This is a genomic window from Candidatus Zixiibacteriota bacterium, from assembly GCA_018820315.1.
In the GTDB taxonomy this organism is placed as follows: domain Bacteria; phylum Zixibacteria; class MSB-5A5; order JAABVY01; family JAHJOQ01; genus JAHJOQ01.
The window spans coordinates 1-14,619 of the sequence record JAHJOQ010000106.1; the positions used below are offsets into that span (position 1 = coordinate 1).

The 14,619-nt window shown below is 50.1% G+C and carries 16 protein-coding genes and 1 tRNA gene; all 17 read right to left on the minus strand.

Going from position 1 to position 14,619, the window contains the following annotated elements:
* Positions 1-233: 233 nt before the first annotated feature.
* Positions 234-1,118: a bifunctional 5,10-methylenetetrahydrofolate dehydrogenase/5,10-methenyltetrahydrofolate cyclohydrolase gene (locus KKH67_10590; protein ID MBU1319624.1), complete on the minus strand. Its 885-nt coding sequence runs from the start codon at positions 1,116-1,118 to the stop codon at positions 234-236.
* Entirely contained in the window at positions 1,102-1,980 is an 879-nt protein-coding gene (locus tag KKH67_10595) for a TIGR00282 family metallophosphoesterase (protein MBU1319625.1), read from the minus strand. The genes KKH67_10590 and KKH67_10595 overlap by 17 nt, the downstream gene beginning before the upstream one ends.
* Before the next feature lie 12 nt (positions 1,981-1,992).
* On the minus strand, positions 1,993-3,564 hold the full coding sequence (gene rny / locus KKH67_10600; protein ID MBU1319626.1) for a ribonuclease Y: 1,572 nt from the start codon (positions 3,562-3,564) through the stop codon (positions 1,993-1,995).
* 92 nt (positions 3,565-3,656) lie between these two features.
* On the minus strand, positions 3,657-3,983 hold the full coding sequence (locus KKH67_10605; protein ID MBU1319627.1) for a cell division protein ZapA: 327 nt from the start codon (positions 3,981-3,983) through the stop codon (positions 3,657-3,659).
* Between the two features lie 84 nt (positions 3,984-4,067).
* Positions 4,068-4,328, minus strand: a complete 261-nt coding sequence (locus KKH67_10610) for a hypothetical protein (GenBank protein MBU1319628.1) — start codon at positions 4,326-4,328, stop codon at positions 4,068-4,070.
* A 17-nt stretch (positions 4,329-4,345) separates the two neighbouring features.
* Entirely contained in the window at positions 4,346-6,724 is a 2,379-nt protein-coding gene (pheT, locus tag KKH67_10615) for a phenylalanine--tRNA ligase subunit beta (protein MBU1319629.1), read from the minus strand.
* Positions 6,721-7,740: a phenylalanine--tRNA ligase subunit alpha gene (gene pheS, locus KKH67_10620; GenBank protein MBU1319630.1), complete on the minus strand. Its 1,020-nt coding sequence runs from the start codon at positions 7,738-7,740 to the stop codon at positions 6,721-6,723. The genes pheT and pheS overlap by 4 nt, the downstream gene beginning before the upstream one ends.
* Positions 7,741-7,748: 8 nt before the next feature.
* Complete coding sequence (gene rplT / locus KKH67_10625; protein ID MBU1319631.1) at positions 7,749-8,102, minus strand: 50S ribosomal protein L20; 354 nt, start codon at positions 8,100-8,102, stop codon at positions 7,749-7,751.
* A 35-nt stretch (positions 8,103-8,137) separates the two neighbouring features.
* Positions 8,138-8,329, minus strand: coding sequence for a 50S ribosomal protein L35 (gene rpmI / locus KKH67_10630; protein ID MBU1319632.1), 192 nt, complete (start codon positions 8,327-8,329; stop codon positions 8,138-8,140).
* A gap of 20 nt (positions 8,330-8,349) precedes the next feature.
* On the minus strand, positions 8,350-8,874 hold the full coding sequence (gene infC, locus KKH67_10635) for a translation initiation factor IF-3 (GenBank protein MBU1319633.1): 525 nt from the start codon (positions 8,872-8,874) through the stop codon (positions 8,350-8,352).
* 7 nt (positions 8,875-8,881) lie between these two features.
* A complete protein-coding gene (thrS, locus tag KKH67_10640) occupies positions 8,882-10,819 on the minus strand; it encodes a threonine--tRNA ligase (GenBank protein MBU1319634.1) in 1,938 nt (645 codons plus the stop codon).
* A gap of 51 nt (positions 10,820-10,870) precedes the next feature.
* Positions 10,871-10,947: transfer RNA gene (locus KKH67_10645), tRNA-Val, on the minus strand.
* Positions 10,948-11,166: 219 nt separating this feature from the next.
* Positions 11,167-12,051, minus strand: a complete 885-nt coding sequence (locus KKH67_10650) for an HDOD domain-containing protein (GenBank protein MBU1319635.1) — start codon at positions 12,049-12,051, stop codon at positions 11,167-11,169.
* 8 nt (positions 12,052-12,059) lie between these two features.
* Positions 12,060-12,512, minus strand: coding sequence for a hypothetical protein (locus KKH67_10655; GenBank protein MBU1319636.1), 453 nt, complete (start codon positions 12,510-12,512; stop codon positions 12,060-12,062).
* 18 nt (positions 12,513-12,530) lie between these two features.
* Positions 12,531-12,983, minus strand: a complete 453-nt coding sequence (locus tag KKH67_10660; protein MBU1319637.1) for a hypothetical protein — start codon at positions 12,981-12,983, stop codon at positions 12,531-12,533.
* Between the two features lies 1 nt (position 12,984).
* Positions 12,985-13,425 carry a flagellar export chaperone FliS gene (gene fliS / locus KKH67_10665; GenBank protein ID MBU1319638.1) on the minus strand — a complete coding sequence of 147 codons (441 nt, stop codon included), beginning with the start codon at positions 13,423-13,425 and terminating at the stop codon, positions 12,985-12,987.
* A gap of 9 nt (positions 13,426-13,434) precedes the next feature.
* Positions 13,435-14,619, minus strand: a 1,185-nt coding sequence (fliD, locus tag KKH67_10670; protein MBU1319639.1) for a flagellar filament capping protein FliD, incomplete at its 5' end; no start/stop codon positions are given.

The following is a 14,619-nucleotide window of genomic DNA, read 5'->3' on the forward strand; positions in this document are numbered from 1 at the left end:
ACGAATCAATGCCCATAAACTCATTACCAAAGTCATTGAAGGTGTTAAGTTCGTTGATGGAGAAATAAAGGAAGCTGCATAACTGGAGAACTTGAGGATACTATCAAAACAATCATCCACAACTCTTGACAATATCTCCATTGACACAGATGATGTCCTCTGGTTGATACAGTACATATTCGGTGGCTTGGACCCGCGTCCTGGATGTGTAGAATAGCCGGGCGGGCTTCGATCTACTGGATTCCGTTTTGGATTTTGCAGGCTTTCATGGTGTTGGTGAGGAGCATCGCAATGGTCATCGGACCGACACCGCCCGGTACAGGTGTTATATACGATGCCTTTTTCTCGCATGAGTCGAACTCAACATCGCCAACCACTCGGTAGCCCTTCTTGGCGGATGCATCTTCAACTCGATTAGTCCCGACATCAACAATAACACAACCGTCGGAGATCATATCGCCTTTCACGAATTCCGGTACACCCATCGCGGCTATCAGGATCTCAGCGCGGCGTGTATGCGATGCGATATCTTTCGTGCCCGTGTGGCAGAGAGTGACTGTGGCATTCGAACCTTTCCACTTCTGCTGCAACAACACCGCAAGCGGCTTGCCGACGATATTTCCCCTGCCGAGAATGACAACATCTTTTCCGGAGGGAGAGATATCGAACCTGCGCAAAAGCTCGATTATGCCAAGAGGAGTGCATGCAATGAACGACGGGCGCCCGAGCAGCATCATGCCGATACTTGCCGGATGAAATCCGTCGACATCTTTGATAGGACTGACCAGCATTATCATTTCGAGGCTGCTTAAATGCGACGGCAGCGGCTCCTGAACAAGAATGCCATGAATATCCTTGCGATCATTCAGCTCGCGGACTAATTCATTCAACTCCGACTGAGTGAACTCTTTTGGTCTGCGAATCACCTCGGAGTAGAAACCTACGTTGTTGCAGGCTTTCTGCTTGCTCGATACATATATCTCCGAGGCTGGATTATCACCGATGAGCACAGCAGCGAGCCCGGGAACGACGCCCTGCTCTTTCAGCTTCTCTGTCTCTTCCTTTAGCTCCGCTCGAATGTTTTTCGCGGTCGCTTTTCCATCAAGTATCTGAGCCATCGGTATCCTCTTCTTCGTCTGCGTCTTCATCCTCGTTTTCATCATCTCTGACGATTTCATAGCCTTCAGGGACTCTTCCATCAAAGTCCAACGAGAGTCGCTCAATTGAGATAGCTTTGCCCGTCTCATCGTCTACTTCTGCGATGACTCCCTGAATCTTGACATCATCTGACGAGACTGTGAATCTGTGCGGCAGAGCAGTCAGAAAGCGTCCCAGCACTCCATCGGCATTCATGCCAATGACACCGCTGTGCGGGCCGGTCATGCCAGCGTCAGTTATGAACGCCGTCCCGTTCGGCATGATATGTTCATCAGCGGTCTGGATGTGCGTATGAGTTCCCACCAGTAGCGACACTCTTCCATCGACGTAATGCGCCATCGCGCCCTTCTCAGATGTGGTCTCGGCATGGAAATCGACGACGATGATCTTCGTCGAGTCTTTCATCATCCGTAGTTCGCCATCAATCGTTCGGAAGGGGCAATCGATGTTTCGGCCAAATACACGACCTTCGGCATTGATGACGCCTACCTTCCGACCATCTGCGAGCGAGTGCAGGTATGAGCCGTATCCGGGGGAGCCTGAGGGGCAGTTAGCAGGTCGAATGACTCTGTTGGCGGCGAAATCAAGAAATGGGAATATCTCGTTCCTGTCCCAGATATGATTTCCGGAAGTCTGGACATCGACCCCGTACGACATGATTTTCTGCGAGATCGGTTTTGTCAGCCCGTAGCCACCCGCAGCATTCTCGACATTCGCAACGACAAAGTCTATCTGGTGCTTCACTTTTATCGGTCGAAGCAACTGGGACAGAGCCCAGCGCCCTGGCTTGCCCATTATATCAGCAATGAACAGTATTCTCACCAGCTCACCGATCTATTTGGCATAATCCACAGCTCTTGTTTCGCGAATAACCGTGACCTTGATCTGGCCCGGATATTCCATTTCTGTCTGAATCTTCATAGCAATATCAGACGCCAGTATCTGTGCCTTGGCATCGTCGATCTCGTCATGCTCGACTATCACTCGGATTTCACGGCCAGCCTGAATGGCGAATGCCCTCGCGACGCCTTTGAAGCTGTCTGCCATCTCTTCGAGCTTCTCGAGACGCTTGATATAACCTTCGAGCGGTTCACGTCTTGCACCCGGTCTTGATCCCGATATGGCATCGGCCGATTGTACGAGCACGGCATACGGTGACAACATCGGAATGTCACCATGGTGGGAGGCGACCGCGTTCACGACATATTCGTTTTCTACATATCGAGTAAGAAATGCTGCGCCAATTTCGGTGTGAGTTCCCTCGGTCTCGCGGTCTATCGATTTACCGATATCATGCAGCAGGCCACATCTTTTCGCCAACGTAGCATCAAGCCCGAGTTCGGCAGCCATCAGGCCGCAGATAATCGAGACCTCTTTTGAGTGCTGCAACACATTCTGGCCGTAAGATGTCCTGTAGTTGAGCTTTCCGAGGAGCTGTATAATATCATTGTGGAGATCATGGATTCCGAGCTCAAAGCAGGCTTGCTCTCCAGCCTCCCGGATCATCATCTCCATCTCCTTCTGGCACTTTTCGACGATTTCTTCAATGCGGGCAGGGTGAATTCTGCCGTCAGAAACCAGACGCTCCAGAGCCATCCGGGCTACTTCACGCCGAATTGGATCGTATCCGGACAGTATTACGGCCTCTGGTGTATCGTCGACAATGACATCAATGCCAGTGCACGTTTCGAACGATCGAATATTGCGTCCCTCGCGCCCGATTATCCGGCCTTTCATTTCATCGCTCGGAAGACTGACTACGGAGACAGTGGTTTCGACCGTGTGGTCAGCTGCACAGCGATAAATCGCCTGAGTGATGATCTCGCGGGCCTCTTTATCGGCAGTCCGTTCCGCATTCTCCTTGATCTCTTTGATCGTGACCGCCGCTTCCATCTTGGCCTGACCAATGAGGTTCTCCATAAGCTGATTTCTGGCTTCCTCAGAGGTCATCCCAGCGACCTTCTCAAGCTGCATGTTCTGCTGATGAACCAGGTTGTTGAGTTCTTCCTCGCGTGATTTGATTGCCTTTTCACGATGTTGGAGGGAACTTTCTTTCGCGGTGAAATCCCGTTCCTTCTTGTTCAGGAGGTCTACCTTCCGATCAAGAGCGGTCTCTCTGTCGGCAAGGCGCTTGTCCGATTTTTGGAGCTCGACGCGCTTGCTCTGCATCTCGCGTTCCAGATTGACCTTAGACTTATAGACCTCGTCCTTCGCTTCAAGTAGCGCTTCCTTCTTCTTGATGGAAGCATCTCTAATCGCTTCTTCAACGATCCTTGTCGCCTGATCATCCGCCTTCGATATCTTGGTGAGTCCCGCCTTGCGGATCAACAGCCAAGTGATCAGAACGGAAAGGATCACGGCGGCCGCCAAAAGAATCGCCACCGTTGTTATTCCGATTTGTTGCATTTAATCCTCCACCCTATCGGGTAAGGTACCGATCCGTTAATATTACAGTCTGTCGAGTGCAGAATGGAGGGTCTGAGGGAGATATTGAGCGACTAACCAGATGCCGATAGCAGTTTCTCATCAATTCGATCGGCCAGATTGTCTGCCAGTTGACGAAAATCTGAAAGCTGTCCTTCCCGCTCCTGCTTGAGCTTAAGAAGCTCATCAGCGACGTTAAGGACCGTCAAAACGGCAATGTTTTTGGGAGTGCGGTTGGCTGATCTCTCTGCAATCTCATGCATCTTCTGATCTACATATCGGGCAACTTCGAGCACATGCTGCTTGAACTGCTCAGCATCTTCATCGTTATCGAAGTCACCTCTTATCGGGTAATCTTCACCAAATATGTGTACTTTTATGACCCGGTTATCATCAGACATAATTGTATCTCAAGAACCTCTAAAACCCGCAGATTCTGCGACAAAAAAAATTATGTGTTAAAGACCATCTTGTCAAGTCTAAACTTACTTAATCTCGAGCTCGATCTTCTCGACCTCACTCAGAAGCGACTCCAAGCGGTTCTTAACTTCCGTCTCTTTAACACCGCAATTGTGTACAAGATCCTCACGTTCCGCCTTGATTCTCTCGTTTTCCAGCTTGAGACGGGTAATTTCCTGAGACAGATCGGCGTTGCGCTGCTCCAGGTCCTTCTTCAACCCTTCCAGCTCCTGGATTCGTGCAACGACAGCTTCAACCCTTGCCTCAAGTCTTTCCAGTGATTCCATGGTAAGTCCTTATCAGATTAACGCAACTCTGCCGAAAATTTCTTGGTGAGTCGCTCGATAATTCTCCTGTGAACCGTGTCCACCTCTTCGTCAGTCAATGTCTTGCTGTCGGACCGGTATTCGATGCTGTATGCGAGACTCTTCTTGCTCGCCGGGATCGGCTTACCCTCATAGATGTCAAACAGTTCGACTCTGGTAACAAGTTCTCCGCCCGACTGGACGATTTCATCCCTCAGGTCCGCTGAGAAGACATCATTGTCCACTATCACCGCCAAATCCCTCAGAGATGAAGGATATTTTGGTACAGGAACGAATGTTCTTTCAGATGAGAACTTCTCGTAGAGCATTTGCATGTCGATTTCTGCGTAAAAGACAGGTAAATCTATATCGTATTGCTCTCGCGCCCTGCGTGCAACTTCGCCGCAGATTCCACAGATGTCTTTTCCGAATAGAACATCGAACGACATACTCTTTTCGAGCAGCCTGCTCTCTTTCGGGCTGAGTTTCAGATCTCCAATGCGGAGTTCTGAAGAGATAGACTGAAGAACACCCTTGAGATCGAAAAAGTCATAGTCAGAGAGTTCTCTGTCCCAGTGAACCGCTTGTTCCTTACCACAGAATGCAATCCCCAGCTTGAGCAGCTCATTGGGAAGCTTATCTCCAGACGGGATGAATACACGCCCGACCTCGAAAAAGCTGATATCGCTCTTCTTTCTATTCAGATTATAAGATACAATATTCAGGAAGCTTGACAAGAGATTTTGTCTAAGAACTGAAAGTTCAGCCGATACTGGCTTGAGAACAGCAATATGGTCCTCGATGCCGCTGACAACCTTGTCCTTAACGGGGTCGATCAGGGTATTGGTGAGCGCCTCTACACAACCTTGAGATGTGAGTGCCGTGCGTAGCACCTCCTTAAAGCGTTCCTCTGGCCGTTCACGTGTCAACAGCGTCCCACCGGCAGCCGTCGAAGTCTTGACTTTGTCGTACCCAAAGATCCGAGCGATTTCCTCGATGAGATCGATCTCTCTGGTCACATCAGGTCTGAAAGAAGGGACTGTTACAGTGAGCTTCTTGCCCGTCTTGACACCGAACTCCAGCGCTGAGAGTATGTCAATCATCTGAGGAGATGAAAGATCGGTAGCCAGCAGATTGTTCACTCGTGCGGGGCGGAGCGTTATCAAAATCGGTTTCACCGGTTCGGGATAGCAGTCCACCTGTCCCGCAAGGACTTTACCGCCGGCGTATTTCTGAATCAGATATGCCGCTCTGTCACATGCGTTCGGGACGTTATTGGGATCGGCACCTTTCTCGAATCGAAGCTGTGACTCTGAAGTAAGGCCGAGCTGCTTACCGGACTTTCTGATTGTCGGCGGGTCGAAATAGGCGCTTTCAAGGAGGACATTCGAGGTCCGCTCGGAGACTTCGGATTCGAGTCCCCCCATGATGCCGCCGAGAGCAACCGGCTTCTTCGAGTCGGTGATGAGAACGGTGCCCTCTGCCAGCGTCCGCTCAACCTCATCAAGCGTCGTGAATTTCTCGTCTTTCTTAGCACCACGCACAACAATCTTCGGCGTGGAGAACCGATCGAAATCAAAAGCGTGCAGCGGATGACCGCACTCCATCAATACCAAATTCGTTATATCTACGACATTATTAATCGACCGCATGCCTGCCGAATAGAGCTTCTTCTTGATCCACCACGGCGTCTGTCCGATTCTGATGTCATGAATAACCCTGGCCATATATCTGGGACACGATTGCGGATTTTCGATTGCGATGTCGACCTCGTTTGCCGCGGACTGATCCGTTTCGGAAAGGTGAATCTTCGGCATCTTAAGCTTGGTGCCGGTCAGCGCAGCTATCTCGCGAGCCAATCCAATTGCCGACAGGCAATCAGGTCTGTTCGGTGTCAGATCAAACTCCAGGAGCCAGTCATCAAGCTCCAGCGCCTCACGTAGCGAGGTACCGATCTTCAGCTGCCTGTCGAGCTCCATGATGATCGAATGATCGTCTGAGAGGCCGAGTTCGGCCTCGGAACAGATCATCCCTTCAGATTTGACGCCTCTCATATCGACGGCTGAAATGGCCAGGTTGCCGGGCAATTCGGCGCCCGGTCCCGCGAAAGCGACTTTCAAGCCAGTGCGGACATTCGGCGCACCACAGACAGTCGATAAAACCGTACTGCCGGTGTCGACCTTACAAACCTTCAGTTTGTCGGCAGAGGGATGCTGATCGCATTCTTCAACTTTGCCGACAACGACTCCCGTGAATTCCGGAAAGAGGGGACCGGAGACCACGGTCTCGGTGCCGGACATTGACAGCTTATCTGCCAGTTCCGCCGGATCCCATTCGAAATCGGCAAGCTCCTTGAGCCAACTGTAGCAGAGTCTCATAAGAATTGCTCCAGAAGTCTCAGGTCATTTTCATAAAAACGTCTTATATCCTGAATTCGATATTTCAGCATGCAAATTCGTTCGATTCCCATACCGAATGCATAACCGGTGTATTTCTCCGGATCGTAACCCACAGCCTCAAACACTGCCGGATCCACCATACCGCATCCCAGAATCTCTAGCCACCCCGTCTGCTTACAGAGAGGGCATCCCTTGGCGCCGCACAAAAAGCAGGAAATATCCACTTCGGCAGACGGCTCTGTGAACGGAAAGTAGTTCGCCCGCAATCTCATCTTTACATCCTCGCCGAAGTACTCTTTCACAAATACATTGAGAACGCCTTTGAGATCAGCAAACGTTACACCCACATCGATATAGAGGCCTTCGATCTGATGAAAGACTGCATTCGACCGCGCAGAAATAGCTTCATTGCGGTAGCATTTGCCGGGCGCAATGATCCTAACCGGGGGATCCTGTGATTTCATAGTTCTTATCTGCACAGGAGATGTGTGCGTGCGAAGAACTACATCATCATTAATATAGAAAGTGTCCTGCATATCACGGGCAGGATGATCTTTAGGTATGTTCAGCGCCTCGAAATTGTAGTAGTCTTCTTCGACGTCGGGACCGACAGCGACTTCGAAGCCCATACCATAAAAAATGCGAGATATATCTTCAATCGTTCTTGTAATCGGATGGAGACGGCCCAGCTTTCTTGTTCTGCCCGGGAGAGTGTAATCGAAAACGTCCCCCGGTTTCTTCGATGCCGACTGGATTGAATCCAGCATTGCAGCAAGACTTGCTTCAAGCTCAATTCTCACCGAGTTTGCAAGCTTGCCAACCTCTTTCTTTTCCTCAGGCGGAAGATCCTTCAACCCGCGAAGGACAGCAGTGAGATTACTCTTGCGGCCAAGATACCTAACCCTGAGCTCGTTGATAGCGCCTTCAGAATCGACACTTGCAGCAGCCAGGTTAAACTGCTCCCGTATCGAGAGGATATCTTCTTTAGCAGACATTGTGAGGCCTATCCGGCCTGTTTGACCATCGTGACCAGCTGTCCGAAGGCATCGATATCGCGAGCAGCGATATCGGCGAGAGCTTTGCGATCAAGCCCGACACCAGCCTTCTTCAACCCTGCGATGAAAGCGCTGTAGCGTGTATCGAACATCCTGCAGGCTGCAGATATGCGGGTGATCCATAGCCGGCGGAAATCGCGCTTCTTATTTCGACGATCGCGGTATGCGTAGGTCTGACCTTTATTTACAGTTTCCTGTACTGTGCGCCACAACTTGCTACGCCCGGCATAGTTGCCTTTGGCTTTGGTAAATACTTTCTTTTTCCGGCGCCTGGTGGCGACATTATTCATCGCGCGTGGCATTGACTCCTCCTAAACTGACGCGAACCTGCATGCCGCTACGGCAGCAAATGTGCAATCCTACCGGCATCTGCTTTCGAGACGATGGCCGGTTTACGCAGTTTGCGTTTTCTCTTTCTGGTCTTTTTCGTGAGGATATGGCTGGTGTAAGCCTTCATCCTTCTAAGCTTGCCCGATCCGGTCTTCTTAAACCTCTTCGCGGCAGCCCTGTTCGTCTTCATCTTCGGCATATATACTCCAGATAAACAATCTACTTCGGCATCATGATTGTCGTGAGGTTTCTACCTTCCATCTTGGCCTTCTGCTCCACCAGTGCGATATCCAAGAGCTCTTCGGTCACTCTTTCGATAATTCGTCTTCCAAACTCCGTGTGCGCCATTTCACGGCCTCTGAACTCGACATATACCTTGACCTTGAATCCGTCAAGCAGAAACTGGCGGACATGTTTGGTCTTGAACTGATAGTCGTGTTCTTCGATCTTGGGCCGATACCGCATCTCCTTCAGTTGGACAGTGTGCTGCTTCTTCCTGGCCACTTTCTGCTTCTTGGAAAGTTCGTACTTGTACTTCCCGTAGTCGAGTATCCTGCAAACTGGTGGCTTGGCAGTCGGCGAGACCTCAACCAGATCAAGCCCGCGCTCGTATGCCAACTGTTGAGCTTCCTTGACAGGCAAGACGCCGACCTGCTGTCCATCCGCTCCGATGACGCGTACCTGAGCTGATCTAATCCTCTCATTTACGCGGATTTCTGGTGTTCGACTCTTGTTGGTCCTAATCTACTCCTCACTCCTTTTCAAGACTTGTCATTTTACTATCAATTTCCAATCTAAGCAAGGAAATAATTTCAGAAAGCTGCTTTGGACCGAGATCCCCCTCGCCATGCCTCCGATAGGACGCAGTCCCCTCCTCAGCCTCGCGCTTGCCGATAATTAGCATCACCGGGACCTTTTTGGTCTCGGCTTCCCTTATCTTGTAGCCTATCTTCTCCGATCTGGAATCGAGCTCCGCCCGTATTCCATTCTCCCGTAGCAGCTCCAAAGTCTTGCGCCCTACCTCGTTGAGATCATCCGATATTGGAAGAATCTTGACCTGCACGGGCGCCAACCAAAGTGGAAATGCGCCGGCGTAATGCTCAAGCAGAACCGCGAAGAACCTCTCGAGAGATCCGAAAATCGCCCGGTGGATCATGAATGGCTGCTTATGAGTGTTGTCAGCGCCGGTATAAGTCAACCCGAAACGTTCCGGGAGATTGAAATCGAATTGAATTGTCGTACACTGCCAGGCACGCTTCAGAGCGTCCTTGATCTTGATATCGATCTTGGGACCATAAAATGCCCCGGCGCCCTCATCAATCTCGTACTTCATGCCTGTTCTCTTGAGAGCTGCCGCCAAGCCCTTTTCGGCCATCTCCCACAAGTGCGGCTCTCCGACGAATTCAGTTTCCGGTTTGGTCGAGAGATAGACTTCGTATTCAGTGAAACCAAACACTTTGAGAAAGCGGAGAGTCAGCTCGATCACGCCCACAATCTCATCTTCAACCTGGTCGGGCGTACAGAATATGTGAGCATCGTCCTGAGTGAACGACCGGACACGGAACAGCCCGTGCAGAACGCCCGATCTCTCGTACCTATAAACAGTGCCCAACTCCGCCCACCTGATCGGAAGCTCACGATATGAGTGGAGCGAATTCTTGTATATCTCGATATGGAACGGACAGTTCATCGGCTTGATCTGATACTGCTCCCCTTCCACTTCCATCGGGGCGTACATATCATCTTTGTAGAAATCAGTGTGCCCGGAAGTTCGCCACAGGTCGAGTTTGGCAATGTGCGGAGAATAGACCAGTTCATATCCGGAAGCTACGTGCTCCTCTTTCCAGAAAGTCTCTATGATATTCCTGAGCACCGCACCTTTCGGATGCCACAGAGCGAGGCCGCCACCGACAGATTCCTTGATGGAAAAGAGATCGAGCTCCTTTCCGAGCTTGCGATGGTCTCTGCGCTTCGCCTCCTCCACCCGCTTCAGATATTCCTCAAGCTGGGCCTTGTCAGGAAATGATACGCCATAGATTCGCTGTAGCATCTTATTCTGTTCCGATCCGCGCCAGTAGGCTCCCGCCACAGACATCAGCTTAAACGACTTGATTCGACCGGTAGAGGGCACATGTGGTCCTCTGCAGAGATCGACGAACGTATCATGCTTGTAGAGCGATAGTCTCTGATCCGACAACTCCTCGATTAATTCGAGCTTATACTCCTCCCCTTTCTCTCCGAAGAGAGATATCGCCTCGGCTGACGAGCATTCAAGGCGATTGAAAGGGTAATCAGCTTTGACAATCTCAGCCATGCGCTTTTCGATTTTCGCAAGATCATCCTCGGTGAATGGCGCCGGACTATCGAAGTCGTAGTAGAAGCCTTCATCTATGGGAGGACCGATTGCGAGCTTGGTAGCCGGGAACAACTCGAGTACCGCCTGTGCCATTATATGCGCGGAAGAATGCCAGAAAGTCTCTTTGCCATCCCGGTCATCAAATGTCAATATAGCAAACGATCCGTCACTCTCCAGGGGTCGATCCAGATCAACAACAGAACCATCCACCCTGGCCGCGAGCGCCTTCCTCGCGAGGCTATTGGAGATGCCTTTGGCGATCTCAAGCGGCGTGACCCCAGATCCGAATTCCTTCACGGAACCATCGGGAAATGTCAGTTTAATCTTACTCATCACTACCTATGCAATGTTTGCAGCCATAATAAAATTCCCCAGATGGGGAAATGGTGGGCGATACTGGAATCGAACCAGTGACCTCTTGCATGTCAAGCAAGCACTCTAACCAACTGAGCTAATCGCCCGTTCTGCAGCCAGTTAAAATAATCCCTTCAAGTCATCGTGTCAAGCGAAAATCGCCCTGCTATGTCAAGTTACTCCAAATTTCCTTCATTCTGTCAGGATTTCCCGACCAGACATTGGCTGATGCACATATCCTTTAGATCGGATTCTCTTTTTACCTCTGAACTACGCGAGAGACTCAATTGTTTCCGAAGGTGAACAGATTGAAAGTCATGAAGAAATCAAAGGGCGGTGGCTATCTGCATAAATGTCTCTGATTTGACGTACTCTTCTATCAGCGCCTCTTTCAAGGGTTGCAGTTCATCCTGGCTGATGTCGAGAACATCAAATGTCTCGCGGACAAGAAGAGATTCGGTCCTCTGCAAGTCTCCCGGAGGATCAAACGTCAGGTTGGACAGATAATCCGCGAAATGCGTAACATACGCAAAGATATCATTTTCTGAGTCTTTTGGGCAATGATGATAGTAGATTGCACTGCATATCAACGGGGGGAGTTTCCAGTTTTTCGCAAGCAATCCACCCAGTTCCGCATGCGTGTAGCCGAGTATCTCCTCTTCAGCGCGATGAGGAGTCAGTTGATGCTCTTCAGCAAACTGTTGCGCCGCATGAAAGTCATTCGGAAGATAGCAGTTCATAACGAGCTTCCCGATATCGTGAAGGAGGCCTACGGAGAAAGCATGTTCCGCGCCTGCGGCATTCCCTCCCGGAACTCTGCGAGCGAGCAACCGAGCACATGACGCTGTCGCGAGCGAGTGACGCCAGAATTGATCGTGGAATTGAAGGTTCTTCTCATTTCCCTTGAACATATCTAAGACAGCTGTCGACAGCACCATCGATCGCACAGCATTGATACCCATCACTATCACAGCCTGCTTAACCGATGTCACTTCCTTGGCAAACCCGTAATACGCTGAATTCGTCAGTTTCAGAACTTTGAAACTCATAGCCGGATCCTCGGCGAGAATGGCAGCTATGTCGAATGCCGATGTATTGGGATCATTAATGACTTTGTTGATCTGCTGCAACACCATAGGAGGCGTTGGAAGATCAGAGATGCTACCGATAACCTGCTGCAGTTCTGTCTTCGCCGTCTGAGTTTCAGGCATCGGTTTCCCTAGGATCCATCGTCTGTGTGCGTTTTCTTCGAGGCAAGCTGGTCTAACAGGCGGTCAGCTATAATCTTCACTATTTCGCCGTCACTATACTTGCCGGAGCTGAGGCGCTTTTTCACTTCATCGACTCTGTCCCGGCGGACATCCGAGGTTTCCCTTTCGTTCCCGCTGTCATCTGTTTTTTCGGCCCCCATGAGTAGACTCCCTTCAAGATCGTTAGAATCAATAATCCTCTCAGCCACTGATCTGGCGAGGGATGGCCTAAAATAGATACCATTATCGGCTCTTGTCCGGATAGCGGCCAGCCTGTCTATTTCAACACCTCTTCGTCTCTCCATTTCGGTCGATATGTCGATCCTGTCAGTCCTCTGGTATCCTGTGGATCGGACAGCAGGCTTGTTCCGCATACTATTGTCATGAGACGCTTTCAGTCCTGAGTAATCACCAATACGCATATCAGATTTGCCTCGTTATCAACCCTTTCCGTCCAGAATCCTCATTTTGTCTTCCTGGCCGGCGTTGTACTGACCCAGATTTTGATTATTCCTGAGCGACTCCAGCTCTTCCTTGATTCTCGTATATCTGTCATTGGCAAATTCTTCATTCTCTTTGATCATCGACAGGTTCTTTTTGATCAACGTAGAGATTGAATTGACAAGCTTGCGAACTTCAGGTGACGTAGCTGCGAGATTGAAAAGCTTCCTATTGCCGTTTCTCAGTTCAGCGACTTTCTGTTCGCTTTCGGTTATCCGCTTGTGCATGCTCTGAATTTCGTCATAGACAGTCAGAATCTTCTGATCTCTGTCATATTTGAGCAAGTCTTTTTGCTTATCGATCAGAATGTACAGCGACTGATAGAAATTGTACTCTTCCTTCAACAACGCGATGAGTCTGTTTTCGAGTTCGACTACATGTTTGTATTCCATATTACACCTGCACCGATAGTGCCTTCTCCATTGTGATGTCATTTTTTCTTGCGGCCGCAGTGCCGATATCTGCAGGAATCTCGCTGCCCAGATACTGCCACCCCTCTTTCAGATTAGAGATGACCTCCGTCAGGTCGTCAATGATATCTACAGACCTGGTCGAGTTCACTATGTAGAGCTGGGAAATTATGAACGAATAGAGTGAACCGAGTTTCTCAGCAATGTCACCTCCAGCTTCAAAATCGAGGGTCGTATAGAGATGTTGCACAATTCTGTGAGTCCTTTCGATTCGGTCAGCGAAAACCTCGGTATTCTCCTTTGCAAGCTCCTCTTTTGCCTGACCCAGGAATTTCAGCGCACCATTGTGAAGGAGCAGGATCAGATCCTTCTGACTCATTCCTGCGACCTGATTTTTCTGGTAATTTGCAAGTCCACTTCGCATGGTATCATCCTAGTTAGAATTTTTCCCGTAGTTCCAATTACTGGAGATCTGACTGAGCTGAGTTTCAAGATATGCACTCTGAGAGTTGAAGCTGCTCAACAGCCGCTCCATCTCGATGTACTTCTTGAACAGCGCCTCCTTTCTGATCGCAAGACGCGCCTCTTCATGCTCAATCCTTTCAGTCGTCAGATCAACCTGCGATTGGACAGCCCGAGTACGCCGTGCCAGAAGACCGTCGGTCGCTTTCGTCAGGCTATCGAGTAAGTCATCAAATTTACTGGCCACCCCCTTTGCAATAACAATATTGGCCTCGGTCCCATCTATTAGATCGGCCGCTTCCAGCTCGACCTTCAGTCGTATGCCCTCAGTAGTTCCATTCCCTTTGTTTCCAGTGAGGATTTGTCCGGAACCGGTGGCTTGTTCACCGTTAATTGTACCAACCACATCGAGCCCTTCTGTCACTCTCGCTTGAGCGAGTCCCAGCATCGTTAGCGCGCTGTTTGCAGATCCGGCCTGAATTTCCACGTTTGAATTTGAACCGTATGACGATGACTCTATGCTCAGATAGCCGGTAGCGCCGGTGTCCACATATGAAACAGTGACGTTGCGTGATCCAATCTTTTCATCTGCGTCAATCTTGTCCTGGATCTCGGCAACCAACTCGGCAAAGCTGTTGTAAGTGCCGTTTGTGAGCACTATATCTTCCGACACAAGCCCGTCTACTTTTAGCTTGATTGTATTGTTGTTATCACCGATCACTATAGGACTATCACCCGGATTGTTGATGACTGTGCCGGTCAGATACCCATGCGTTGCCACCTGCGTAATATCAACGTCATATCCATCTAATCCCGAAGCTTTGCTTGCACTGCTGCCACCGAGATAGGTAACTTTGTTGATGCTGGAGTTGCCCCAGTTCGTAAACAGCTTTAGAACGTCTGACAGGTCTTCGCTTATTGCCTGATCGAGTTTGCTGCTATCAGCAACTCGCAATTCTCCCAACGCGCTGGAGCGAATACCGATGTCTGCAAGCACCCGATAGCCTGAATCGATCCCATCCACGACGGTTGAGATCATAGATCTCATCTGGTCATCTATCGAAAGCAAAGTGGTGTCGCCAAGAAGCGTGCCCGCCTGCTCGGTCTCTGCATTGTACTTCAGAAATTCGCTGATTCTGGACATAGCACCATTGTA

Excerpts from the sequence above, each read along its gene's own strand:
- KKH67_10590 (MBU1319624.1), bottom strand. The coding sequence starts at position 1,118 with ATGGCTCAGATACTTGATGGAAAAGCGACCGCGAAAAACATTCGAGCG.
- rny (MBU1319626.1), bottom strand. The coding sequence starts at position 3,564 with ATGCAACAAATCGGAATAACAACGGTGGCGATTCTTTTGGCGGCCGCC.
- KKH67_10605 (MBU1319627.1), bottom strand. The coding sequence starts at position 3,983 with ATGTCTGATGATAACCGGGTCATAAAAGTACACATATTTGGTGAAGAT.
- KKH67_10610 (MBU1319628.1), bottom strand. The coding sequence starts at position 4,328 with ATGGAATCACTGGAAAGACTTGAGGCAAGGGTTGAAGCTGTCGTTGCA.
- pheT (MBU1319629.1), bottom strand. The coding sequence starts at position 6,724 with ATGAGACTCTGCTACAGTTGGCTCAAGGAGCTTGCCGATTTCGAATGG.
- pheS (MBU1319630.1), bottom strand. The coding sequence starts at position 7,740 with ATGTCTGCTAAAGAAGATATCCTCTCGATACGGGAGCAGTTTAACCTG.
- rplT (MBU1319631.1), bottom strand. The coding sequence starts at position 8,102 with ATGCCACGCGCGATGAATAATGTCGCCACCAGGCGCCGGAAAAAGAAA.
- rpmI (MBU1319632.1), bottom strand. The coding sequence starts at position 8,329 with ATGCCGAAGATGAAGACGAACAGGGCTGCCGCGAAGAGGTTTAAGAAG.
- thrS (MBU1319634.1), bottom strand. The coding sequence starts at position 10,819 with ATGAGTAAGATTAAACTGACATTTCCCGATGGTTCCGTGAAGGAATTC.
- KKH67_10650 (MBU1319635.1), bottom strand. The coding sequence starts at position 12,051 with ATGCCTGAAACTCAGACGGCGAAGACAGAACTGCAGCAGGTTATCGGT.
- KKH67_10655 (MBU1319636.1), bottom strand. The coding sequence starts at position 12,512 with ATGCGTATTGGTGATTACTCAGGACTGAAAGCGTCTCATGACAATAGT.
- KKH67_10660 (MBU1319637.1), bottom strand. The coding sequence starts at position 12,983 with ATGGAATACAAACATGTAGTCGAACTCGAAAACAGACTCATCGCGTTG.
- fliS (MBU1319638.1), bottom strand. The coding sequence starts at position 13,425 with ATGCGAAGTGGACTTGCAAATTACCAGAAAAATCAGGTCGCAGGAATG.